The sequence below is a fragment of the Stenotrophomonas sp. NA06056 genome, assembly GCF_013364355.1.
Classification (GTDB): Bacteria; Pseudomonadota; Gammaproteobacteria; order Xanthomonadales; family Xanthomonadaceae; genus Stenotrophomonas.
Genome location: NZ_CP054931.1, coordinates 4,069,830 through 4,090,618, shown reverse-complemented (window position 1 = coordinate 4,090,618; position 20,789 = coordinate 4,069,830). Strand labels below are relative to the sequence as shown.

21 protein-coding genes are annotated in these 20,789 nt (G+C 65.8%); 11 read left to right on the top strand and 10 right to left on the bottom strand.

The features are described 5' to 3' along the window. Nucleotides 1-34 precede the first annotated feature (34 nt). Nucleotides 35-1,000: a sodium:calcium antiporter gene (locus HUT07_RS18535; RefSeq protein ID WP_176022141.1), complete on the top strand. Its 966-nt coding sequence runs from the start codon at nt 35-37 to the stop codon at nt 998-1,000. A gap of 92 nt (nt 1,001-1,092) precedes the next feature. On the opposite strand, the gene HUT07_RS18530 is transcribed toward HUT07_RS18535, so the two are convergent. From HUT07_RS18530 to HUT07_RS18495, 8 genes are all read right to left on the bottom strand, one after another. Beyond that, a complete protein-coding gene (locus HUT07_RS18530; RefSeq protein ID WP_108267242.1) occupies nt 1,093-1,479 on the bottom strand; it encodes a Na+/H+ antiporter subunit G in 387 nt (128 codons plus the stop codon). Further along, a complete protein-coding gene (locus tag HUT07_RS18525) occupies nt 1,476-1,760 on the bottom strand; it encodes a K+/H+ antiporter subunit F (RefSeq protein WP_025874598.1) in 285 nt (94 codons plus the stop codon). The genes HUT07_RS18530 and HUT07_RS18525 overlap by 4 nt, the downstream gene beginning before the upstream one ends. Beyond that, nucleotides 1,757-2,263: a Na+/H+ antiporter subunit E gene (locus tag HUT07_RS18520; protein ID WP_176022140.1), complete on the bottom strand. Its 507-nt coding sequence runs from the start codon at nt 2,261-2,263 to the stop codon at nt 1,757-1,759. The genes HUT07_RS18525 and HUT07_RS18520 overlap by 4 nt, the downstream gene beginning before the upstream one ends. Then, on the bottom strand, nt 2,260-3,795 hold the full coding sequence (locus tag HUT07_RS18515; RefSeq protein WP_176022139.1) for a monovalent cation/H+ antiporter subunit D: 1,536 nt from the start codon (nt 3,793-3,795) through the stop codon (nt 2,260-2,262). The genes HUT07_RS18520 and HUT07_RS18515 overlap by 4 nt, the downstream gene beginning before the upstream one ends. Beyond that, nucleotides 3,792-4,169, bottom strand: a complete 378-nt coding sequence (locus tag HUT07_RS18510; RefSeq protein WP_176022138.1) for a Na+/H+ antiporter subunit C — start codon at nt 4,167-4,169, stop codon at nt 3,792-3,794. The genes HUT07_RS18515 and HUT07_RS18510 overlap by 4 nt, the downstream gene beginning before the upstream one ends. Next, complete coding sequence (locus tag HUT07_RS18505) at nt 4,169-6,997, bottom strand: monovalent cation/H+ antiporter subunit A (protein ID WP_176022137.1); 2,829 nt, start codon at nt 6,995-6,997, stop codon at nt 4,169-4,171. Before HUT07_RS18505 ends, HUT07_RS18510 begins: the two co-directional genes overlap by 1 nt. A 332-nt stretch (nt 6,998-7,329) precedes the next feature. After that, complete coding sequence (locus tag HUT07_RS18500) at nt 7,330-7,815, bottom strand: Mpo1-like protein (protein ID WP_176022136.1); 486 nt, start codon at nt 7,813-7,815, stop codon at nt 7,330-7,332. A gap of 136 nt (nt 7,816-7,951) precedes the next feature. After that, nucleotides 7,952-8,878, bottom strand: a complete 927-nt coding sequence (locus HUT07_RS18495) for a phosphoribosylaminoimidazolesuccinocarboxamide synthase (RefSeq protein ID WP_165781007.1) — start codon at nt 8,876-8,878, stop codon at nt 7,952-7,954. Nucleotides 8,879-9,019: 141 nt separating this feature from the next. On the opposite strand from HUT07_RS18495, the gene HUT07_RS18490 reads away from it, so the two are divergent. The 5 genes from HUT07_RS18490 to yegS all read left to right on the top strand — a co-directional run bounded on the left by HUT07_RS18490 (nt 9,020) and on the right by yegS (nt 12,381). After that, on the top strand, nt 9,020-9,349 hold the full coding sequence (locus HUT07_RS18490) for a DnaJ domain-containing protein (RefSeq protein ID WP_005411327.1): 330 nt from the start codon (nt 9,020-9,022) through the stop codon (nt 9,347-9,349). A gap of 57 nt (nt 9,350-9,406) precedes the next feature. Next, nucleotides 9,407-10,084: a ribulose-phosphate 3-epimerase gene (gene rpe / locus HUT07_RS18485; protein ID WP_176022135.1), complete on the top strand. Its 678-nt coding sequence runs from the start codon at nt 9,407-9,409 to the stop codon at nt 10,082-10,084. A gap of 12 nt (nt 10,085-10,096) precedes the next feature. Continuing rightward, entirely contained in the window at nt 10,097-10,576 is a 480-nt protein-coding gene (locus tag HUT07_RS18480; protein ID WP_176022580.1) for a GNAT family N-acetyltransferase, read from the top strand. Then, complete coding sequence (locus HUT07_RS18475; RefSeq protein WP_176022134.1) at nt 10,525-11,190, top strand: hypothetical protein; 666 nt, start codon at nt 10,525-10,527, stop codon at nt 11,188-11,190. The genes HUT07_RS18480 and HUT07_RS18475 overlap by 52 nt, the downstream gene beginning before the upstream one ends. A gap of 258 nt (nt 11,191-11,448) precedes the next feature. Further along, nucleotides 11,449-12,381: a lipid kinase YegS gene (gene yegS, locus HUT07_RS18470; protein ID WP_176022133.1), complete on the top strand. Its 933-nt coding sequence runs from the start codon at nt 11,449-11,451 to the stop codon at nt 12,379-12,381. Between the two features lie 8 nt (nt 12,382-12,389). On the opposite strand, the gene HUT07_RS18465 is transcribed toward yegS, so the two are convergent. Then, nucleotides 12,390-13,247 carry an ankyrin repeat domain-containing protein gene (locus HUT07_RS18465; protein WP_254898895.1) on the bottom strand — a complete coding sequence of 286 codons (858 nt, stop codon included), beginning with the start codon at nt 13,245-13,247 and terminating at the stop codon, nt 12,390-12,392. Between the two features lie 11 nt (nt 13,248-13,258). Continuing rightward, nucleotides 13,259-14,131, bottom strand: coding sequence for an ankyrin repeat domain-containing protein (locus tag HUT07_RS18460; protein ID WP_254898894.1), 873 nt, complete (start codon nt 14,129-14,131; stop codon nt 13,259-13,261). Between the two features lie 298 nt (nt 14,132-14,429). Between HUT07_RS18460 and HUT07_RS18455 the strand changes: the two genes are divergently transcribed. The 5 genes from HUT07_RS18455 to trpD all read left to right on the top strand — a co-directional run bounded on the left by HUT07_RS18455 (nt 14,430) and on the right by trpD (nt 20,754). Then, nucleotides 14,430-16,616: an XVIPCD domain-containing protein gene (locus tag HUT07_RS18455; RefSeq protein ID WP_254898893.1), complete on the top strand. Its 2,187-nt coding sequence runs from the start codon at nt 14,430-14,432 to the stop codon at nt 16,614-16,616. A 177-nt stretch (nt 16,617-16,793) separates the two neighbouring features. Next, complete coding sequence (trpE, locus tag HUT07_RS18450; protein WP_176022131.1) at nt 16,794-18,269, top strand: anthranilate synthase component I; 1,476 nt, start codon at nt 16,794-16,796, stop codon at nt 18,267-18,269. 67 nt (nt 18,270-18,336) lie between these two features. After that, nucleotides 18,337-19,116: an SIMPL domain-containing protein gene (locus HUT07_RS18445; protein ID WP_176022130.1), complete on the top strand. Its 780-nt coding sequence runs from the start codon at nt 18,337-18,339 to the stop codon at nt 19,114-19,116. A 2-nt stretch (nt 19,117-19,118) separates the two neighbouring features. Next, nucleotides 19,119-19,706 (top strand): aminodeoxychorismate/anthranilate synthase component II, encoded by a 588-nt coding sequence (locus HUT07_RS18440; protein WP_088101793.1) that lies wholly within the window; start codon nt 19,119-19,121, stop codon nt 19,704-19,706. Between the two features lie 16 nt (nt 19,707-19,722). After that, nucleotides 19,723-20,754: an anthranilate phosphoribosyltransferase gene (trpD, locus tag HUT07_RS18435; RefSeq protein ID WP_176022129.1), complete on the top strand. Its 1,032-nt coding sequence runs from the start codon at nt 19,723-19,725 to the stop codon at nt 20,752-20,754. Nucleotides 20,755-20,789: the final 35 nt, after the last annotated feature.

Genomic DNA, 20,789 nt, shown 5'->3' with positions numbered 1-20,789 from the left:
GTAGAATCGCGCCACGACCGCTGGGGAGTGCTCGATGATCGCCATTGCCATTGTCTGGTTCCTGCTTGGCCTGTTGTTGCTGGCCCTGGGCGGGGACTCCATCGTCAAGGCCGTTTCCGGCCTGGCGCAGCGCTTCGGCGCCAGCGCATTCACTGCGGGCCTGCTGTTGCTGGGCATCACCACCTCGCTGCCGGAACTGGCGGTCAACGCCCGCGCGCTGGTGGTGGGCCAGCCGGAGCTGGCCTTGGGCAACGCCGTTGGCAGCAGTGTGGTCAACCTCGGCCTGACCCTGGCGGTGGCTGCCATTGCTGCGCCGTTGTTGTTGCGTGCTCGCCTGCAGACGGTGCTGTGGTGGGCGTTGCTGGCCGCCGGCCTGCTGCTGATCGTGTTCGGGCTTGATGGCCGCTTGCTGCGCTGGGAGGCGGGCGTGCTGCTGGCTGGCTTCGTGGTGGTGCAGTTCCTGCTGCTGCGACGCGGGCGCCATGAAAGCGCTGAGGTACAGGCGCTCATCGCCGAATCGGCACTGAGCCGCACCAGCCTGCCATTGAACGTGTTGCGCGTGCTGTTTGCTGGCGTGGCCCTGTACTGGGGTGCGCGCCTGGTGGTCGGTGCTGCTGCTGATTTCGGCGCCGCTCTGGGCTGGACACCGCTGCTGGTCGGCCTGCTGCCGGTGGCGATCGGCACTGCATTGCCGGAGGTGGCAGCCGCCGTCGCGGCGGCGCGCCGTGGTCACGGCGACATGGTGCTGGGCCACGTGCTCGGTTCCAGCGCGGTCAACCTGATGCTGGTGATCGGTGCGATGGGGCTGCTGCAGCCGTTGGCGCTGCCTGCTTCGTTCGTACGCCTTGAACTACCGGCGCTGCTGGCCCTCGCCCTGGTGCTGTATCCGATGCTGCGCGGCGACCTGCGCATCAGCCGCATTGAAGGTGCGGTGCTGCTGGGGGCGTTCGTGGCGTGGTTCTTGCTGGAGCTGCTGCTGGTAGGTGCACCGGCGCTGTAACGCCCAGCCGAGCGTGGGCTCGGCTCTACAGTAGGGCCACGCCATGCGTGGATGCGGTTGGTACCTTGCCGGCCAACGGTCGGCACCCACCGTCAACGCGTGGTGGTTTCCTCTTCCCGCTCCGGTTCCGGCGGCGGCAACTGCTCTTCTTCCGCACGCTCGTTGCCCGGCAGAGTGGGGCGCGTTTCCATCAGCAGCGACAGCGCGGCCTTGGCCATCAGGTGCGCGCTGATCGGTGCGGTGATGAACAGGAACACGGTGATCAGCAGCTCGCGCGGCTGCGGGTCCTGGCCTAGGAAGATGTGGTAACACACCGAGCACACCAGCACGCAGCCCACGCCCAGCGTGCTGGCCTTGGTCGGTGCGTGCAGGCGCTTGAAGAAGGTGGACAGTTTCACCAGGCCCAGTGCGCCGACCAGGATGAAGAAGCAGCCGAACAGCAGCAGGATCGACAGCGCGATCTGGATGAAGGTGATCATTCGACGATGTCCCGGCGCAGCACGAACTTGCTCAGCACCACGGTGCTGCCGAAGCCGAGCATGGCGATGATCAGTGCCGCCTCGAAGTAGATCGCCGAATTGAGGTACATGCCGAACAGCATGAGCTCGGCGATGGCGGTCACCGACAGCGTATCCAGTGCCAGGATGCGGTCAGGCACGGTCGGCCCGCGCAGCAGGCGCCAGGTGGCCAGCAGCATGGCCAGGCCGACCACGTGCATGCATACCACCAGGGTGGTCTGGATGATCTGGAATCCAGTCATGGGAAGATCTCCATCAACGGGGCTTCATAACGGCGCTTGATCGTGTCGATCAGCGCCTGCGGGTCGTCCAGGTGCAGCACGTGCACCAGCAGGAACCTGCGGTCGTCGCTGAGCGCGGCCGACACCGTGCCAGGGGTCAGGGTGATCATGCTGGTCAGCGCGGCGATGCCGTGGATGTTGGCGATGTCCAGCGGCAGCCAGATGAAACCGGGGTGGATGTTCTTTTCCGGGCCCAGCACCTGGATGGCCACGCGGATGTTGGACATCAGGATGTCCCACAGCGTCACGAACAGCAGCTTCGGCAGCGGCCGCAGGGTGCCGATGCGGGCGAACTCGCGGTCCAGGCGCGCAGCAAACAACGGAATCACCACGCCCAGCATCAGGCCCAGCAGGAACTGGCCGAGCGTGAAGCTGTCGGACATCAGCAGCCAGAACACCACCACCATCACGCTCAGCGCGGGCGAGGGCAGCAGGCGGCGGATCGGGGAACGCTTGGCGGTCATGGCTGGCGGATCTCCGGCGTGGTCGCGCGCAACTGCTGCACGTAATCGCCCGGCTGCAGCAGCTGGGTGGCGATGGCGTCGGTGTGCTGCATCAGCGGCGCAGCGAACAGCGTCATGCCGATGCCGTAGGCCAGCAGGATGCAGGCGGCAAACAGCTCCACACGGCGCAGCGGTGCCTTGCGTGGCGGCGGTGCATCGGGATCGGGCAGCGGCACGCGCCAGAACAGGCGGATGCCACCACGGGTCAGACCCATGATCACCAGCAGGCTGCTGACCAGCACTGCCGTCCACACCGCGCCGGTGTATTGGGCGGGCATGCCGGCCAACAGCGCGGCCTTGGCCAGGAAGCCGGACAGCGGCGGCAGGCCGGCCACCGACACTGCCGCGATCAGGAACAGCACCGCAGGCGTCTCCTTGCCGGGCATCGGTGCGATCACTTCCTTGCGGTCGCTGGCGCCGCCACGGCGGCGTCGGATCAGGTCGGCGACCAGGAACAGTGCGGCGGCGACGAAGCTGCTGTGCGGCAGATAGTACAGGCCGGCAGACAGCACCTTCGGCGTGCCGGCAGAGAACGCGATGAACAGCGTCGCCGCCGAGACGATCACCAGATACGAAATCAACACGCGCAGGCGCGCTGCGGCCAACGCGCCCAGGCCACCCAGCACCAGCGTCGCTACGCCGGCCCACAGCAGCCAGTCGCGGCCGTAGCCGGCCATCGCACCCGCATCCTCGCCGAACCACAGCATCTGGATGCGCAGCACGGCATACAGGCCCACCTTGGTCATGATCGCGAACAGCGCCGCTACCGCCGCCGGTGCACGCGCATACGATTCGGGCAGCCACAGGTACAGCGGCATCAGCGCGGCCTTGGCACAGAACACCAGCAACAGCAGGCCCATCGTCGCCTTCACCAGGGTCAGCTGCGCGGGCGGCACCTCGGCAATGCGCTGCGACAGCTCGGCCATGTTCAACGACCCCAGCGAGGCGTACAGCAGGCCCAGTGCGATCAGGAACAGGGTCGAGGCGGTGACGTTGAACACCACGTAGTGGAGGCCGATGCGCATGCGCAGGCCACGGCCGCCACTGAGCAGCAGGCCGTAGGAGGCGATCAGCATCACCTCGAAGAACACGAACAGGTTGAAGATGTCGCCGGTCAGGAAGGCGCCGTTGAGGCCCACCAGCTGGAACTGGAACAGCGCATGGAAGTGCGGTGCGCGGCGGTCCCATCCCGAACACGCATGCAGCAGGCAGGGAATGGCCAGCAGCAGGGTGGTCAGCAGCATCCATGCGGACAACTGGTCGGCCACCAGCGCGATGCCCAGCCGCGACGGCCAGTCGCCCAGCAGATACACGCGGATGTCGCCGCCCGCGGTGTCGGCAAACAACAGGCCGACCACCACCGCCAACGCGGCCAGCGATGTCCACGCGACGGCGCGTTGCACCTTCGGTCCATAGCGGCGGTGTTCGACGAACAGCGACAGTGCAGCGCCGAGCAGCGGTACCAGGATCGGCAGGATCACCAGATGATTCATGCGCGGTCCTCGCCCCGGCGCGGCGGTGCATCGTCGTCCGGTTCGTGCGCGTCCACATGGTCACTGTGGTTGTCGCTGCGGCTGCGCATGGCCAGCACGATGCTGACCGCGGTCATCGCAAAGGCAATGACGATGGCGGTCAGCACCAGGGCCTGCGGCAGCGGATCGGTGTAGTTGCCCAGGTGGCTTTCCACGCCATCCTGCAGCACCGGCGCCTTGCCCTGCACCACGCGGCCACCGGCGAAGATCAGCAGGTTGGTGGCGTAGGACAGGAAGGTCATGCCGAGGATCACATCGAAGCTGCGCGCGCGCAGCAGCAGGTAGATGCCGATGGCGGTCAGCACGCCGATCGCAGAGGCCAGGGCCAGTTCCATCAGTGCATCTCCCCCGTTCGTGCCGAGCGGCGTTGCAGGTCGATCTCGCCCTTGCGCGCGGTGCGCGTCCGCGAGGGTTTGACGGTGGCCATCATCGACAGCATCAGCATCGCGCCGCCGAACACCACCAGGTACACGCCGATATCAAAACCAATCGCGCTGGCCAGCGGTACCTCGCCGATCAGCGGCAGGTGCAGGTCCAAGTGGCCACTGGTCAGGAACGGCACGCCGAACAGCATCGAGGCGGCGCCGCTGAGGATGGCGATCAGCAGGCCGGTGCCGATGCAGCGGATGTAGTCGAAGCCGAAGCGCGACTCCACCGATGCCGTGCCCTGGATCACGTACTGGATCAGCAGCGGCACGGCCAGCACCAGGCCCGCGATGAAGCCGCCGCCCGGCGCGTTGTGGCCGCGCAGGAACAGGAAGATGGAGACCGTCAGGGTCAGCGGGAACATGATCTGCGCCAGATCGGCCGGCACCGGCAGCTTGATCGGCGGGCCGGGCATGATCTGCTCCGGCGCCATCCGCGTGCGCCGCAGCAGCGCGTGCACCACCAGCGCGGCGATGCCGAACACGGTGATCTCGCCGAAAGTATCGAAGCCGCGGAAGTCGACCAGGATCACGTTGACCACGTTCTGGCCGTACGCCTCGGGCAACGCGCGGGCGAGCAGCTCGCCGGCCATGGTGTTGGGCGGCAGGGTCATCGCGCTGTAGGCCAGCGCGCCAAGGCCGGCACCGGCGACGATGGCGATCAGGGCATCACGGCGCTTGCGCCAGCGCGGCCGCTCCGGGCCGGACTGTGCGGGCAGGTAGTTCATGCCCAGCAGCATCAGCACCAGGGTCACCATCTCCACCAGCAGCTGGGTCAGCGCCAGGTCCGGTGCGGACAGGAACACGAAGGTCAGCGCCACCATCAGGCCCACGCCGCCGACCAGCAGCACCGCCAGCAGGCGCTGCTTGTACATGCGCAGCGTCGCTGCCGCGCAGGACATCATCACCAGCCACAGTGCCCAGCCCAGCAACGGGATCGGCTGCGGTTTCGTCCACTGCGGCGAGACTGGGTTGACGATGTGGGGCGCGGCGCCCACCACGATGGCCACCACCACCAGACCCAGCAGCATGCGCTGCAGGCTGCCGTTGGCGATGCCGGCGGTCAACCGCTGCGCAGCGGCCGACAGCAGGTCCAGCTGGTGGTGGAAGACGTTGCGCCCCGGCGTGGTGTTGGTCACGCCATGCAGGTTGATCAGCTTGCGCAGGCCGAAATAGAGGGCCACGCCACCGACCACGCCGATCGCGCTCATCGCCAGCGGCAGGTTGAAGCCATGCCACACCGACAGGTTGTACTCGGGCATCGCGCTGCCGAGGATCGAGGCCGCTGCCGCGTGCAGTACCGGCGCCACCGTCAGTGCCGGGGCGATACCCACCGCCACGCAGATCACCACCAGGATTTCCACCGGTACCTTCATCCAGCGCGGCGGCTCGTGCGGCACGCGGTCCAGATCATGCGGGCCTTTGCCGAAGAACGTGTCGTGCACGAAGCGCAGGCTGTAGGCCACGCCGAACACGCCGGCCAGCAGCGCGGCGATCGACACGGCCGTGCGCATGGCGTCGGTGCCACCGGCCGAGAGTGCTTCGGCGAAGAGCATTTCCTTGGACAGGAAGCCGTTGAGCAGCGGGATGCCGGCCATCGCCAGCGAGGCGATGATGGCCAGCGCGCTGGTGAACGGCATCAGCTTGCGCAGCCCGCCCAGCTTGCGCATGTCGCGGGTGCCGGTTTCGTGGTCGATGATGCCGGCGGCCATGAACAGCGAGGCCTTGAACGTGGCGTGGTTGAGGATATGGAACACGCCGGCCACCACCGCCATCGGCGTGGACAGGCCGAACAGCAGGGTGATCAGGCCCAGGTGCGAGATCGTCGAATAGGCCAGCAGGCCCTTCAGGTCATGCTGGAAGATCGCGTTCCAGGCACCGATCAGCAGGGTGAGCGCCCCAATGCCACTGACCGTGTAGAAGAACAGATCGGTGCCGGCCAGCGCCGGGTGCAGGCGCGCCAGCAGGAACACGCCGGCCTTCACCATGGTGGCCGAGTGCAGGTAGGCCGACACCGGGGTGGGCGCGGCCATCGCGTGCGGCAGCCAGAAGTGGAACGGGAACTGCGCGCTCTTGGTGAAGATGCCGGCCAGCACCAGGAACAGCGCGTACGGGTACAGCGCACTGGCGCGGATCTGCTCGCCGGCGGCCAGCACCACGTCCAGATCGAAGCTGCCGACGATGCGGCCGATCAGCAGTACGCCGCCCAGCAGGGCCAGGCCGCCGCCGCCGGTGATCACCAGCGCCATCCGCGCGCCCTCGCGGGCGTCCTGGCGATGCGACCAGAAACCGATCAGCAGGAACGAGCTGATGCTGGTCATTTCCCAGAAGACCATCAGCAACAACAGGTTGCCCGACAGCACCATGCCCAGCATGGCGCCCATGAACAGCAACAGGTAGGTATAGAAGCGGTGCGCGTTGTCCTGGCTGCTCAGGTAGTAGCGCGCATACAGCACCACCAGTGCGCCGATGCCCAACACCAGCCCGGCGAACATCCAGGCCAGGCCATCCAGGCGCAGGGTGAAGTCCAGGCCGATCTGCGGCAGCCACGGCACCATCGTCCGCACCACCTGGCCATCGAGCACCGATGGCGTCAGCCAGGCGAGGATCGCCAGCCCGCCCAACGGCGCCAGCGCCGCCAGCCAGGCAGCAGTCGAGCGCGAACTACGGGGGAAGGCGGCAACGGCCACTGCCATGAGGAACGGCAGGGCCAGCAGCAGGGGCAGGCTGGGGAGCATGCAGGGAATCCATGATTCACGAGCAGGTCAGGGAGCATAACAGGCTGCCAAATGTCGCCGAAACCCATTGAACAGCGATCAATTGCATGTAACGTGCGCTGATTCATTTTTTCTGCGATGCAGCATGCCGCGCGGGTGACCCGTCAGGGCCGGATTGTCGGGCCCACCCTACGCCCACGCAGGGAGACCGCAGCCCCTGTCGCACAGGGACCGCCGGTGCTGGGCGGTACAGAGAGAGGAGGTCACCTCGGCAGGCTGGCAGGCGCGTCGTGCAGCGTGGGTGATGGCATCTGCCCGTTCAGGAAACGAAGGCGTCGGTGCGGGAACGCAGGTCAGTAGCGCCAGTCGAGCTTGCGATAGGCCTTGGCCATCACCCAGGCCGGGCCGATCAGCAGGTAGGTCAGGTCGGTCAGGAAGCTCGGCTTGCGGCCCTCGAACTTGTGGCCAATGAACTGCGCGATCCAGGCCACCACGAACACGCCGATCGCCAGCCAGCGCAGATCGTGCAGGCCGATTTCCGCTTCCAGCAGCCGGCACAGGCAGCCGAACACGAAGAACTGGATGAGCATGCCGATGCCCAGCGGGCGCGACAGCTTGTTGTAGAAACACCAGGCGCTGAACATCGCGAACGCCGACCAGATGCCGTACTGGAACCAGGTGATCAGCGGCGGCACGCACCACAGCAGGGCCACCACCGACCACAGGATGGCCGGTACCGCCACCACGTGGATGCGCTGGTTGACCACATTGCGGTGATCGTCGGAGTAGCTGGCGAAATAGCGGTCGATCGGACGCGCAAGCTGGGTGGTGGTCTGCATGTGGCCAGCATACTCCGGCCACGGCCGACAGTAGAGCCAGGCCATGCCTGGCTGCGGATTGGCCAAGGTTGGCGGCCAGCGGCCGGCACTACCCCCAAAATGAAACGCCCCCGGCCAGGCCGGGGGCGCAGGGGAATCAATCGACGCTGATTCCGGCCAGGCGCTGCAGCGCCTCGGCGTACTTGGCGCGGGTGCGCTCGATGATCTCGGCCGGAATGGTCGGGCCCGGGGCGGTCTTGCCCCAGTCCAGCGTCTCCAGGTAATCGCGCACGAACTGCTTGTCGTAGCTCGGCGGGCTGGTGCCCACTTCGTACTCGTCGGCCGGCCAGTAACGCGAGGAATCCGGCGTCAGCATCTCGTCCATGATGTACAGGCGACCGTCGGCGTCGGTACCGAACTCGAACTTGGTGTCGGCCAGGATGATGCCGCGCTCGCGCGCGTAATCGGCGGCGAACTTGTAGATGCGCAGCGTGGCGTCGCGCACGCGCTCGGCCATTTCCGCACCGACCGTCTTCACCATCGCGTCGAAGTCGATGTTCTCGTCATGGTCGCCAACGGCGGCCTTGGTCGAGGGCGTGAAGATCGGCTCGGGCAGCTGCTCGGCCTGGCGCAGGCCGTCGGGCAGGTCGATACCGCTGACCTTGCCGGTGCGCTGGTAGTCCTTCCAGCCGCTACCGATCAGGTAGCCGCGAGCGATCGCTTCCACCGGTACCGGCTTCAGCTTGCGGGTAACCACCGCGCGCTTGGCGTACAGGGCCGCGTCCACGCCTTCGGGCAACACGCTGGCCACATCGATGCCGGTCAGGTGGTTGGGCATCAGGTGCGCGGTCTTTGCGAACCAGAAGTTGGACACCTGGCAGAGCATCTCGCCCTTGCCCGGAATCGGGTCGGGCAGGACCACGTCGAACGCCGACAGGCGGTCGGTGGCGACCATCAAGAGGTAGTCCCCCGGTGGGGTACCGGCCGGCAGCCGCTCGCGCGGGATATCGAACACATCACGCACCTTGCCGCGGTGGCGCAAGGGCAGGCCGGGGAGATCGGATTGCAACAGCGTGGTTGGCACGGGCACTCCTGGGGCTTCGTCGATACGGCTGCCCAACGGACCCGGCGGGCCCGCTGACCAGCGGGCGGCCTAGTGTAAAGCGGTCCGGGCCCGCTGTGACGTAAAATGAGCGTCCATTTCGTCGGCCGACCCCGGAGCGCCATGCGCTGGTACGGAAAACTGCTCGGTTTCATCGCCGGGGCCTTGCTGTTCCGGCCCAATCCGCTGTTCGGCGCGGTGGTCGGCCTGTTGATCGGCCATGCTTTCGACTCGGACTGGTTCCGCCTGAACAAGGAGAACCCGTACCGCGAGCTGGGGCTGACCTCCGAGGCCACCGATGCCGAGGTCGAGCGCGCCTACCGCAAGCTGATCTCCCAGTACCACCCCGACAAGCTGGGCGGCGCCGCCCCCGAGCTGCAGCAGCAGGCCGAGCAGAAGTCGCGGCGCATCAACGCCGCCTACGACCGCATCAAGACCCTGCGCAAGCGCTGACCCTACAGTCCCGCCTGCGGGCGGGAGACCCCTTTCCCCGTTCCGAAGGCCCCGGCCATGTCCAACTGCCTCATCGCTCCTTCCATCCTCTCGGCCAACTTCGCCCGCCTGGGCGAAGAAGTCGACAACGTCCTGGCCGCTGGCGCCGATTGGGTCCATTTCGATGTGATGGACAACCACTACGTGCCGAACCTGACCATCGGCCCGATGGTCTGCCAGGCCCTGCGCAAGCACGGCGTGACCGCGCCGATCGACGTGCACCTGATGGTCGAGCCAGTGGACCGCATCATCCCGGACTTCGCCGAGGCCGGTGCCACCTACATCAGCTTCCACCCGGAGGCCAGCCGCCACGTGCACCGCACCATCCAGCTGATCCGTTCGCTGGGCTGCAAGCCGGGCATCGTGCTCAACCCGGGCACGCCGGTGGACATCCTCGACTGGGTGCTGGACGACCTGGACCTGGTGCTGCTGATGTCGGTCAACCCGGGCTTCGGTGGCCAGGCTTTCATTCCGTCGGCCTTGGACAAGCTGCGCGTGGTGCGCCAGAAGATCGATGCCAGCGGCCGTGACATCCGCCTGGAGATCGACGGTGGCGTGAAGGCCGACAACATCGGTGAGATCGCCGCTGCCGGTGCCGACACCTTCGTCGCCGGCTCGGCCATCTTCAACGCCAAGACCAGCTACCAGGACGTGATCGCGCAGATGCGCGCCAACGTCGCTGCGGCACGGGGTTGAGCCATGAGCACGGTGGCCGTGTTGAACATCCGCGCGGCCACCGTCGCCGACGCTGGCCTGATCCTGCGCTTCATCCGTGAACTGGCGATCTACGAGAAGGCCGAGCACTCGGTGCAGACCGATGAGATCGGCATCGCCGAAAGCCTGTTCGGCGCCGACGCCACCGCCCGCGCGCTGATCTGCGAGGCCAACGGCGAAGCCATCGGCTACGCGGTGTATTTCTACAACTATTCCACCTGGCTGGGCCGCAAGGGCATCTACCTCGAAGACCTGTACGTGAGCCCGGAAAAGCGCGGCTCCGGAGCGGGCAAGGCGCTGCTGAAGTACATCGCGCGCCAGGCGGTGGCTGAAGGTTGCGGTCGCTTCGAGTGGTCGGTGCTGGACTGGAACACGCCGGCCATCGAGTTCTACACCGCAGCCGGCGCCAAGCCGCAGGACGAGTGGACGGTGTACCGGTTGGAAGGCGAGGCGCTGAAAGCGTTCGCCGGGTAGGTCGTGTTCTGGTGACCGAAGTTCCGATGAAAGGCGCCATTGCCGTGCTCCGCGCGCAGCTGCCGGCCTCGATGGCTGTCTGCAGGCAGGCGCTGGAGGCATCCGGTGGTGATCTGCAGCAGGCACATGCCTGGGTGGTTCGTCAGCTCGTCGACGAATACAGGCACCGCACAGGCGTGGATGCTGCCGAGGCCGCCATCGATCTTCAGGCCGCTGGCCATGACGTGGAACGCGCCATCGTGCACTGGCGCCGCCGGAACCCGTTGCCGCCGCCGCGGCCATTCGCAGCGCTCGAAAAAGGATGCCCGCTGGCGGCGGAGCTGGCTTCGCTGGACGCCGGCGTGTGCCGCTTCGCCCACGTCATTCCCGGTGCGCAAGGGACCTACGAGCTGCGCTTGATCACCCATGCCGCACGCTTCACCGAGACCACCCATGGCTTCGACTACGACTACGCCATGCAGGACGCGCAGACGCGGGTGGAACGCAGGTTCGTGACCGGAGTTCCGGCGCTCACCCTTCTTTTGCAGGAATACGCAATCGATGAAGCGATGTTGTGCGGCATCGATGCCTTCGACAGCTGCCTTCTGCACAGTCCCATTGAGGCCTACCTGTAAGCCGATATGCAGCGCCGCGCAGCGGATAAAAAAAAGCCACGCCAAACACTGGCGTGGCCTTGCTGCATGCGTGGGAGGCTGATCCTGCCTCCATCCGTCGTCCCTGCTATGGCCTTCCATTCTCCAGGCTGCCGATGACACCTGCATGACATCGCGCACTGGCGTCGCCAGCCGCCTGACCTGAACGGTTGCCACCGCCTTTCACTGGCCCCGAACGCGCGGTTGCTAGCCTGTGGCGCCTTTCCCTGGAAGCACCGCATGAGCACACCGCGCTGGCGCCTGATCCTCAATGGCAAGTCCGCAGGCAACGATGACCTGCGCGATGCCGTGGGCCACTGGCGCGACCGTGGCGTGCAGCTGGAAGTGCGGGTGACCTGGGAAGACGGTGACGCCGAGCGCTACGTTGCCGAGGCGATCGACCATGGCGTGGATGTGATCGTGGCGGCCGGTGGTGACGGTACGCTGAGCGCGGTGGCCGAGACCTTGGCGCATCGCGATGAGCCGGCTGGGGCGTTGCCTTCGCTGGCGCTGGTGCCGATGGGCACTGCCAATGACTTTGCGACCGCTGCCGGCATTCCGGTGGAGCCGCAGGAGGCCTTCGCACTGATTGCCGGCGGCAACCCACGCCCCATGGATCTTCTGCGCGTTGATGCCGATGGCAACCCATGGTGGTGCGCCAACCTCGCCAGCGGCGGCTTCGGTACCCAGGTCACGGTGGAAACCGATGCCGGCTTGAAGAAGATGCTTGGTGGTTTGGCCTATGTCATCACCGGCATCGCCAAGCTCGGTCGCATCGAACCGATCACTGCGCGCCTGAGCGGTCCGGATTTCCAGTGGGAAGGCGGGTTCATCGCACTGGGTATCGGCAACGGCCGCCAAGCGGGTGGCGGCCAGCAGCTGTGCCCGCAGGCCCTGATCGATGACGGCCTGCTGGACGTCACCGTGGTGCCGGAACTGGACGGTGAAGTCGCAGCGACCCTTGGACAGATGCTGACCGGCGGCAAGGAAGCGGCGCTGGAACGCGTCGCCACGCGCGCGCAGCTGCCGTGGCTGCAGATCGAAGCGCCTCAGCCGCTGACCTTGAACCTGGACGGCGAACCGGTGCAGGCACGCCGCTTCCGCATCGAATGCGTGGCGGGCAGGGTGCGGATGCACCTGCCGGATGACTGCGTGCTGCTTTCCGGTCGCTGATACAGGAATTACAGCAACGGGATGTCTTCTTCCCTGCTCGGGAATTTGAAGGCCTCGCGCTTCCTGCGGATGTGCTCGGGCATCGGCGGGCGGGGGATGTTGCGGTCTGCCAGCCATTGCTGGCATTTCTTCTGCCAGGGCAGGTTGTCCGGTGTGGTGATTTCCCAGTAGATGTCTTCGACCATCTTCTGCCGGCCAGGCTGGCTTGACCCTTCCGGCTTTGCAATCGTGGGATCTGCGCCATGTTCCAGCAGCCAGTAGGCGTAGTCGAAGCCGCCTCGCGTGGTGTACCAGCTCAGTACCGTGTCATCGCCCAGGTCCAGGCTTGATTCATTGATGTTGGCCCCGTTTTCAATCAGTACCTGGATGTTCTTCCACTGATTCCCGCTGAGGAATGCCTGAAGCAGCAGAGTCTCATTTGCCGAGTTCCGTGTATTTGGATCTCCGCCGTGCTTCAGCAGCAGCTCAAGGAAGCGGGGGTCGTCCATCTTTGCCGCGTAGACCATCGCATTGTTGTAACCAAGCCTGCGTCCATCCAGCGTCTTGTATGCGCGTGCATTCGGATCTGCGCCGTTGTCCAGGAGAGTACGTAGCCCATCAAGATTCTTCGCCCGAAGTGGCCACGCCACCAGAGGGATTCCTGCGTCACGAGCGAAGACTTTGTCAGGATCTACTCCTTCCTCCTTTATCAGGCGCGTGATCGTCTCGGCCTCCCCTTGCTCGCTGGCAACGGCCAGCTCGAGTGCCTTTCCCTTGAAGTAACCGCTGGCACCATGCGTTGACTGTGGCGTGCAGCCCGAAAGCAGGAGCAGCGCCGCTGCCAGAAGGGCGTGATGCATAAAAAAGCGTCGGAGGTGAACGTCCATGTCTGATCTCTTCACAGCAACGGAATGTCTTCTTCCTTGCTCGGGAATTTAAAGGCCTCGCGCTTCCTGCGGATGTGTTCGGGCATCGGCGGGCGGGGGATGTTGCGTTCGATCAGCCACTGCTGGCACTTCTTCTGCCACGGCAGGTTGTCCGGCGTGGTGATTTCCCAGTAGATGTCTTCGACCATCAATTGCCGAGCAGATTTTCCCGAACTTTCCGATGCGTGCTCGGGAATGGTGGGGTCTGCGCCGTGCTCCAGCAACCAGTAAGCGTAGTCGAATCCGCCTCTTCCCGTGTACCAGCTCAGAACGGTGTCGTCCTCCAGGCTTCTGCGGTTGGATCCATTCACGTCTGCGCCGTGATTGACCAGGGTCTGGACATTCTTCCACTGGTTCCCGCTGATGAAGGCTTGGAAGAGAAGCGTTTCATTGTTGACGTTTCGTGTGTTGGGATCTCCTCCGTGCTTCAGCAGCAATTCCAGGAACCGAGGGTCGTCCATCTTGGCTGCGTAGACCATCGCGTTGTCGAACTTGATCAGCTCTCCATTCATCTGTTTCGACTCACGCGCATTTGGGTCTGCCCCGACATCGAGCAGCACTTTCAGTCCTTCGATGTTGCGGGCCCGCAGCGGCCATGCGATCAGAGGAATTCCGTCCCGCATTGAGAACGCCTTGTCCGGATTGACGCCTTCGTCCTTTACGAGGTGACGTATGGCTTCGGCGTCGCCGCTTTCAGCAGCAATGGCCAGCCGTAATGCCGCTCCCTCGAAATAGCCATCGGCGCCATGTGCAGACGTTCCAGAGCACCCTGCCACAAGCAGAAGTGTGATCAATGCCGCGCTTGCGAGGAATTTTGTCGTCATATTGTGAAGAATGACGCTCATGTTTTTCCTGTCTATCCGCTGATGACGTGACACTAGCAAAAGGTTCTGGTAATCCATAGGTGCCGCGACAGAAGCGGCACTTCAAAGTGAAATGGAGTTTGCCATGAATAGTTCGGAGAGCGAGGCGCGTGCCCGTGCAGTCAATGAGCAGAATGCTCTTGTGCAGCAACTGCGCGACAATGGGAACGAAAAGGAAGCTGAGCGCCTCCAAGAGACGTACCACGCGCGTGAAATGTCGGGCCTGGCGGCTGACGTGTATAAATCAGCGAAGCACGAAGGAAAGCCCCCGGTAGGATGGGTGCGCGCGAGTAATGATCCCGACGCGCTGCGCGAAGCTGGCATCAACATCTCGGACGCCGAACTCAAGGAAGTGCTGCAGCCGAGGAAATCAGGATTCCGCGCCGAAATCTACATCCCCGACAAGCGCGTCTTTGGCGAGGATGCGAAACCTGTCGTGGTGTACAAAGGATCCACGGGTGAGATTCTTGACCCGCTGGCGCCCAATGGAAGACGTGAATCCGGCGGCGAGGATTTCCTCAACAACGGTCAGCAGGGTATCGGCATGCGCAGCGATTATTACGATCGCGCGATGGAACTTGCCGTAGCCATGAACCGTCGTCTGCCCGGCGGCTTTGAGATCGCCGGCCACTCCCTCGGCGGTGGCATGGCTTCCGCCGCGTCCGCAGTCACCGGCGCACGTGCCACCACGTTCAACGCCGCCGGCCTGCATCCGGCAACTCCGGCGCGTTATGCCAAGGACAACGGCCTGCCGACCTTCGACACGCAGCAGTCCGTGCACACCTACCAGACCACCGGTGAAGTGCTGAACGATGTGCAGAACGGCATGCACCGCCTGAGCGAGCATCAGCGTCGTGGCTACGGCGTGCTTGCCAACGAACTGGGCATGGTGCTGAAGGATCCGGCCATGCAGAAGGTCGTCGGTGAAAAGCTGCGCGAGATGCTGCCCCCTGGCGCGCAGACCTCTGCGGCACAGTTCATCGAACAACTGGCGAGCCAGCCGGGCCAGCAGGCGCTGCGCGATATTCCGCTCGCGGCAGGGCGCCTCGAACTGCTGCTTGAGCCCAAGACCCGCGACGCGCACGGGGCACTCGTCGATCGCCCGCACGTGGCGCCGCCCAGCCAGGTGGCGGAACTGGCGGGCCCGCTGTCCACCGTGCTGCACGCCACGGCGTACGGCATGCGCGGCGGTCGCCTGGCCGGCGAGCAGGTCGAACGGGCCGGCGCCGCCACTGCCCATGCGCTGGACAAGGTGGGCGATGGTGTCGAGCGCGTACTGAAGACCGAAGGCATGGTCATCGGCAAGGTGGTGAACATGGGGTCCACCAGCCTGCAGGTGAGCACCCGGGCGACCAGTACGGTGATTGCTTCGGGGCGCGAACTGACCGGAAGCATCGAAGCCACGTTGCACCGCGTGGAATCGCAGACCCGCTCCCATGGCCTGTCCGCACTGTCGTGGGTGGCTGACCGGGTGGGCGCGGACAACGTCGCCGGCAGGCTTGCCAGGCAGGCCGAAGCTGTCCGTGACCACGGCGAGCACCATGCGCAGCACGCGACGAAACAGGCCGTTGCCGAAGCCGCAGGCACACGCGCGGCGGGTGAACGCGTGGCCGCTTCCATCAGCCACGACGGCCAATGGGTGGCCGGCAAGCTGCAGAACGGGTTCGCCACTGCCGGCGCCCACGTCGATCGCGGCTATGACCTGGTGGCGTCCCAGCTGAAGGGCATCACTGCCAAGGCGCCAATCACCCTGTCTACGCTGGGTGGTGCCGCGGTGGGTATCGGGGCTACCGCCGCGACCCACTTGCCGACCGGCAACCTGGCGTTGGACGCAATGAAGCTGCACAACCTCGACAAGTCCGAACGCGTCATCCGCGGCATGATGCCGGCCTTCAGCGAGGCGACTGCCCGCCATGGCATGGATCCGACCGTCATCCCCAGCCTGGATTCGGAACTGATCAAGCAGGAAGCCGCCGCCCGCAAGCTGGTCGAGCAGCACCCGCGCATCCAGCATCCGGAGGATGGCCGCCGCGCCAGCGTGGCAGCAGAACCCACCGCGCGCGGGCCCGGTATCAACGACCCTGGCCACACCGACTACCGGTTGTTCAACGGCGCACAGACCGGCGTGCACGCCCTGGATGCCGCCCACAACCGTGTGCCGAACCTGCAGAGCGACCAGCTCGCCGGTGCACTGGCCGTGCAGGCCAAGCGCGAGGGGCTGGAGTCCATTTCCCACGTGGTGCTCAGCGATGATCACAGCCGCGCCTTCGCGGTGGATACGCCCGACCTGAACGCCGCACACCGCCGCCATGCGCACGTCGATGTGGCGGCGGGGATGGCCCAGCCGCTGAGCGCGAGCACGGCCCAGATTGACGCGCTCAATGCCAGTCGCGAGCAGGCGCAGGGGGTGTCGCTGGCCCAGCAGCAGGTGCAGGAGACCCAGGAACAGGCACGGCGGATGGGCTAGGGCGAAGACAAACCGCCCGTCGCCAAAGGGTTTCCCTGCGGCCAAAGCTGCGATACAGTCATTGCGTGTCCAGCCTGACGACCCCGCATACCCTTTCTTCCGCACGCCGTTGGTGGCGATGGTGGCCTGTTGCCGTCGTCCGTCCCCATAACGCTGTGTCCCGGAAGGAAAGTCGTCTTGATCTCGCACGCTCAGTTTCAGCAGCAGGCCGCTGAAGGCCACACCCATATTCCCGTTGTCCGCGAAGTGCTGTCCGACCTGGACACGCCGCTTTCGGTCTATCTGAAGCTCGCCGACGGCCCCAATACCTACCTGTTTGAATCCGTCGAAGGCGGCGAGCGCTTTGGTCGTTACTCGATCATCGGCCTGCCGGCACGCCGCGTGTATGCCTTCCACGGCCATGCCCTGACCGTGCGTGAGAACGGCCAGGTGGTGGAAAGCCGCGAGGTGGCCGACCCGTTCGCCGAGGTCGAGGCGCTGCGCAGCGCCCACTCGGTGCCCAAGCTGGACGGCCTGCCGGGCTTCACCGGTGGCCTGGTCGGCTGGTTCGGCTTCGAATGCATCGGCTACATCGAGCCGCGCCTGGCCTCGCCGGCCGGCCGTGACGAACTCGGTACCCCGGACATCCTGCTGCTGCACTCCGATGAGCTGGCGGTATTCGACAACCTGAAGGGCCGGCTGTACCTGATCGTGCATGCCGATCCGCGCCAAGCGGGCGCCTTCGAGCAGGCCCAGGCCCGCTTGGATGCACTGACCGCCAAACTGCGCGCGCCAGGAGCAGGCTATCCGGCGCCGCTGACCAGCGACGTGTTGGACGAGTCCGACTTCGTCTCCGGTTTCACCCGCGAAGGCTTCGTCGACGCGGTCCAGCGCAGCAAGGAATACATCCGTGCCGGCGACATCTTCCAGGTGGTGCTCAGCCAGCGCCTGAGCGTGCCGTTCAAGGCGCGCCCGGTGGATGTCTACCGCGCGCTGCGTGCACTGAACCCGTCGCCGTACATGTATTTCCTTGATGTCGGCGACCTGCAGGTGGTCGGCTCCTCGCCGGAAATCCTGGTGCGTCTGCAGGACGGCGAAGTGACCGTGCGCCCGATCGCCGGTACCCGCCCGCGCGGCGCCACGCCGGAGCTGGACCAGGCGCTGGAGGTCGAGCTGCTGGCCGATCCGAAGGAGCGCGCCGAGCACCTGATGCTGATCGACCTGGGCCGCAATGACGCCGGCCGCGTGTCCAAGGCCGGCACCGTCGAAGTGGGCGAGCAGTTCGTGATCGAACGCTACAGCCACGTCATGCACATCGTCAGCGAAGTGACCGGGCAGCTGCAGCCGGGCCTGAGCTATGCCGACGTGCTGCGCGCCACCTTCCCGGCCGGTACGGTCAGCGGCGCGCCGAAGATCCGCGCGCTGGAAGTGATCCGCGAGCTGGAACCGATCAAGCGCAATGTCTACGCCGGCAGCATCGGCTACATCGGCTGGCACGGCGATGCCGATACCGCGATCGCGATCCGCACCGCGGTGATCAAGGATGGCCGCCTGTACGTGCAGGCCGGCGCCGGCATCGTCTACGACTCGGACCCGGACAAGGAATGGGACGAGACGATGAACAAGGGCCGCGCGCTGTTCCGCGCTGTTGCCCAGGCCGCCAAGGGCCTGTGAGTTTCCCTGTGCTGTGGCCTGCGCCGCAGCACCCTTCGCTGTTTCCCTTCAAGACAAGGAGTACCGCATGAAGCTGCTGAGCGTTCTACTGTGGTCGTCGCTGCTGGCCACGATGGCCCCGTCTGCGTGGGCGCAGGCCAACACCATTCCCTCGCAGCCGCACCTGCTGGTGAAGGGCGAGGCGCGCCGCGTGGTGATGCCGGACCGGTTCGGCCTGCAGTTGAACATCGAAGAGACCGACATGGATGCCGACGCCGCTCGCCGCCGCGTGCAGGACAACGTTGCCCGCGTGCTGGCGCTGTTCAAGCAGCACAAGGCAGTGGAGGGCAGCGTACGTGCGGACAACCTCCAGATCGGTCCAGCCACCCGCTACGAGCAGAGCCGGCAGGTCTTCATCGGCACCCGCGTGTCGCGCCAGCTGCGTGCCAGCTTCGCCAGCGTGAAGGCGATGCAGGACGTGCTGGGTGCGCTGAAGGCCAACGAGAACGTACAGGTCAGCAGCATTGCCCCGACCTACTCGGGCGAAGTGGCGCTGCGCCGCGAGCTCAAGGGCGAGGCGGCGGCCAAGACCCGCGAGTCTGCGCAGGGCCTGGCCAAGGCCTATGGAACAAGGGTGCGTGGCCTGTACAGCATCTCCGATGTGGCGCCGAACTTCGCCTACGGCATCCAGGCCGGGCAGTGGCCGCAGCTCGGCGGGGATGGCGAGTATCTCGACCGGATCTCGGTGACCGGCAGCTACGCGCCGGCCTCGGCACCTGCGCCGGCCGCACCGGAGTCCATCGAAGCCGGTCCCATCACCTACACCGAAAACGTGTACGCCATTTTCCTGATAAGCGACGGAACCTGACCATGTTGTGGATGATCGACAACTACGACAGCTTCACCTACAACCTCGTGCAGTACCTGCAGACGCTGGGTGCCGAGGTGAAGGTGGTGCGCAACGATGCGATGAGCGTGGACGAGATCGCCGCGCAGAAACCCGAGCGCATCGTCATCTCGCCCGGCCCGTGCACGCCCAATGAAGCAGGCGTGTCGCTGGAGCTGATCCAGCGCCTGGGCCCGACCACGCCGATCCTCGGCGTGTGCCTGGGCCACCAGGGTATCGGCCAGGTGTACGGCGGCACGGTCATCCGTGCCGGCAACATCATGCACGGCAAGACCTCGCCGATCCGCCATGAGGGCAAGGGTGTGTTCGCCGGCCTGCCGGATGGCTACCAGGCCACCCGCTACCACTCGCTGGTGGTGGACAAGAACAGCCTGCCTGACGCGCTGGAAGTGACCGCGTGGACCGAGAACGAGGATGGCTCGATCGAAGAGATCATGGGCCTGCGCCACCGCCAGTTCCCGGTCGAGGGCGTGCAGTTCCATCCCGAATCCATCCTCACCGAACACGGCCATGCCCTGCTGCGCAATTTCCTGCAGCGCCCGGCTGCCTGATCCAAGGAGTATTCCGATGAGCTTCTCCCCCCAGGAAGCCCTGCAACGCACCATCGAGCACCGCGAAATCTTTTTCGACGAGATGGTCGACCTGATGCGGCAGATCATGCGCGGTGATGTCTCGCCGATGATGACCGCCGCCATCCTCACCGGCCTGCGCGTAAAGAAGGAAACCATCGACGAGATCGCTGCCGCCGCAACGGTGATGCGCGAGTTCGCGCTGGCCGTGCCGGTCGCCGATACCACCCACCTGGTCGACATCGTCGGCACCGGTGGCGATGGCTCGCATACCTTCAACATCTCCACCTGCGCGATGTTCGTGGCGGCGGCGGCCGGTGCGCGCGTAGCCAAGCATGGCAACCGCAGCGTGTCGTCCAAGTCCGGCAGTGCCGATGCGGTCGAAGCACTCGGCGCGGCCATCGAGCTGCAGCCTGCGCAGGTGGCAGCGGCCATCGAACAGACCGGCATCGGCTTCATGTTCGCGCCGATCCACCACCCGTCGATGAAGGTCGTCGCGCCGGTACGCCGCGAGATGGGGGTGCGCACCATCTTCAACATCCTCGGTCCGCTGACCAACCCTGCCAATGCGCCGTCGGTGCTGATGGGCGTGTTCCATCCCGACCTGGTGGGCATCCAGGCGCGCGTGCTGCGCGAACTGGGCGCCGAGCGCGCGATGGTGGTGTGGGGCCGCGACAACATGGACGAGATCTCACTGGGTGCCGGCACCCTGGTGGGTGAGCTGCGCGACGGCAAGGTGCGCGAGTACGAGATCCATCCGGAAGACTTCGGCATCGCCATGTCGGCCAGCCGCAACCTGCGCGTGGACGGCCCGGAGCAGTCCATCGCCATGCTGCGCGCGGTGCTCGACAACGAGCCGGGCCCGGCGCTGGACATCGTCGCCCTGAACGCGGGCGCAGCGTTGTACGTGGCCGGCGTGGCCAGCGACATCGGCGATGGCCTGGCCCGCGCACGTGTCGCCATCGCCAACGGCAGCGCCCGCCAGCGCCTGCAGCAGTATGTGGAGACCACCCGCGCGCTGGTTGCCTGAGCGCGCGGTTCAGCCTGACCCTCTCGATGGCCGAT

Excerpts from the sequence above, each read along its gene's own strand:
- HUT07_RS18510 (WP_176022138.1), bottom strand. The coding sequence starts at position 4,169 with ATGGAACTGGCCCTGGCCTCTGCGATCGGCGTGCTGACCGCCATCGGC.
- HUT07_RS18530 (WP_108267242.1), bottom strand. The coding sequence starts at position 1,479 with ATGATCACCTTCATCCAGATCGCGCTGTCGATCCTGCTGCTGTTCGGC.
- rpe (WP_176022135.1), top strand. The coding sequence starts at position 9,407 with ATGTCCAACTGCCTCATCGCTCCTTCCATCCTCTCGGCCAACTTCGCC.
- HUT07_RS18515 (WP_176022139.1), bottom strand. The coding sequence starts at position 3,795 with ATGAATCATCTGGTGATCCTGCCGATCCTGGTACCGCTGCTCGGCGCT.
- HUT07_RS18505 (WP_176022137.1), bottom strand. The coding sequence starts at position 6,997 with ATGCTCCCCAGCCTGCCCCTGCTGCTGGCCCTGCCGTTCCTCATGGCA.
- HUT07_RS18490 (WP_005411327.1), top strand. The coding sequence starts at position 9,020 with ATGCGCTGGTACGGAAAACTGCTCGGTTTCATCGCCGGGGCCTTGCTG.
- HUT07_RS18525 (WP_025874598.1), bottom strand. The coding sequence starts at position 1,760 with ATGACTGGATTCCAGATCATCCAGACCACCCTGGTGGTATGCATGCAC.
- HUT07_RS18500 (WP_176022136.1), bottom strand. The coding sequence starts at position 7,815 with ATGCAGACCACCACCCAGCTTGCGCGTCCGATCGACCGCTATTTCGCC.
- yegS (WP_176022133.1), top strand. The coding sequence starts at position 11,449 with ATGAGCACACCGCGCTGGCGCCTGATCCTCAATGGCAAGTCCGCAGGC.
- HUT07_RS18460 (WP_254898894.1), bottom strand. The coding sequence starts at position 14,131 with ATGAGCGTCATTCTTCACAATATGACGACAAAATTCCTCGCAAGCGCG.
- HUT07_RS18445 (WP_176022130.1), top strand. The coding sequence starts at position 18,337 with ATGAAGCTGCTGAGCGTTCTACTGTGGTCGTCGCTGCTGGCCACGATG.
- HUT07_RS18465 (WP_254898895.1), bottom strand. The coding sequence starts at position 13,247 with ATGGACGTTCACCTCCGACGCTTTTTTATGCATCACGCCCTTCTGGCA.
- HUT07_RS18535 (WP_176022141.1), top strand. The coding sequence starts at position 35 with ATGATCGCCATTGCCATTGTCTGGTTCCTGCTTGGCCTGTTGTTGCTG.
- HUT07_RS18440 (WP_088101793.1), top strand. The coding sequence starts at position 19,119 with ATGTTGTGGATGATCGACAACTACGACAGCTTCACCTACAACCTCGTG.
- HUT07_RS18520 (WP_176022140.1), bottom strand. The coding sequence starts at position 2,263 with ATGACCGCCAAGCGTTCCCCGATCCGCCGCCTGCTGCCCTCGCCCGCG.
- trpD (WP_176022129.1), top strand. The coding sequence starts at position 19,723 with ATGAGCTTCTCCCCCCAGGAAGCCCTGCAACGCACCATCGAGCACCGC.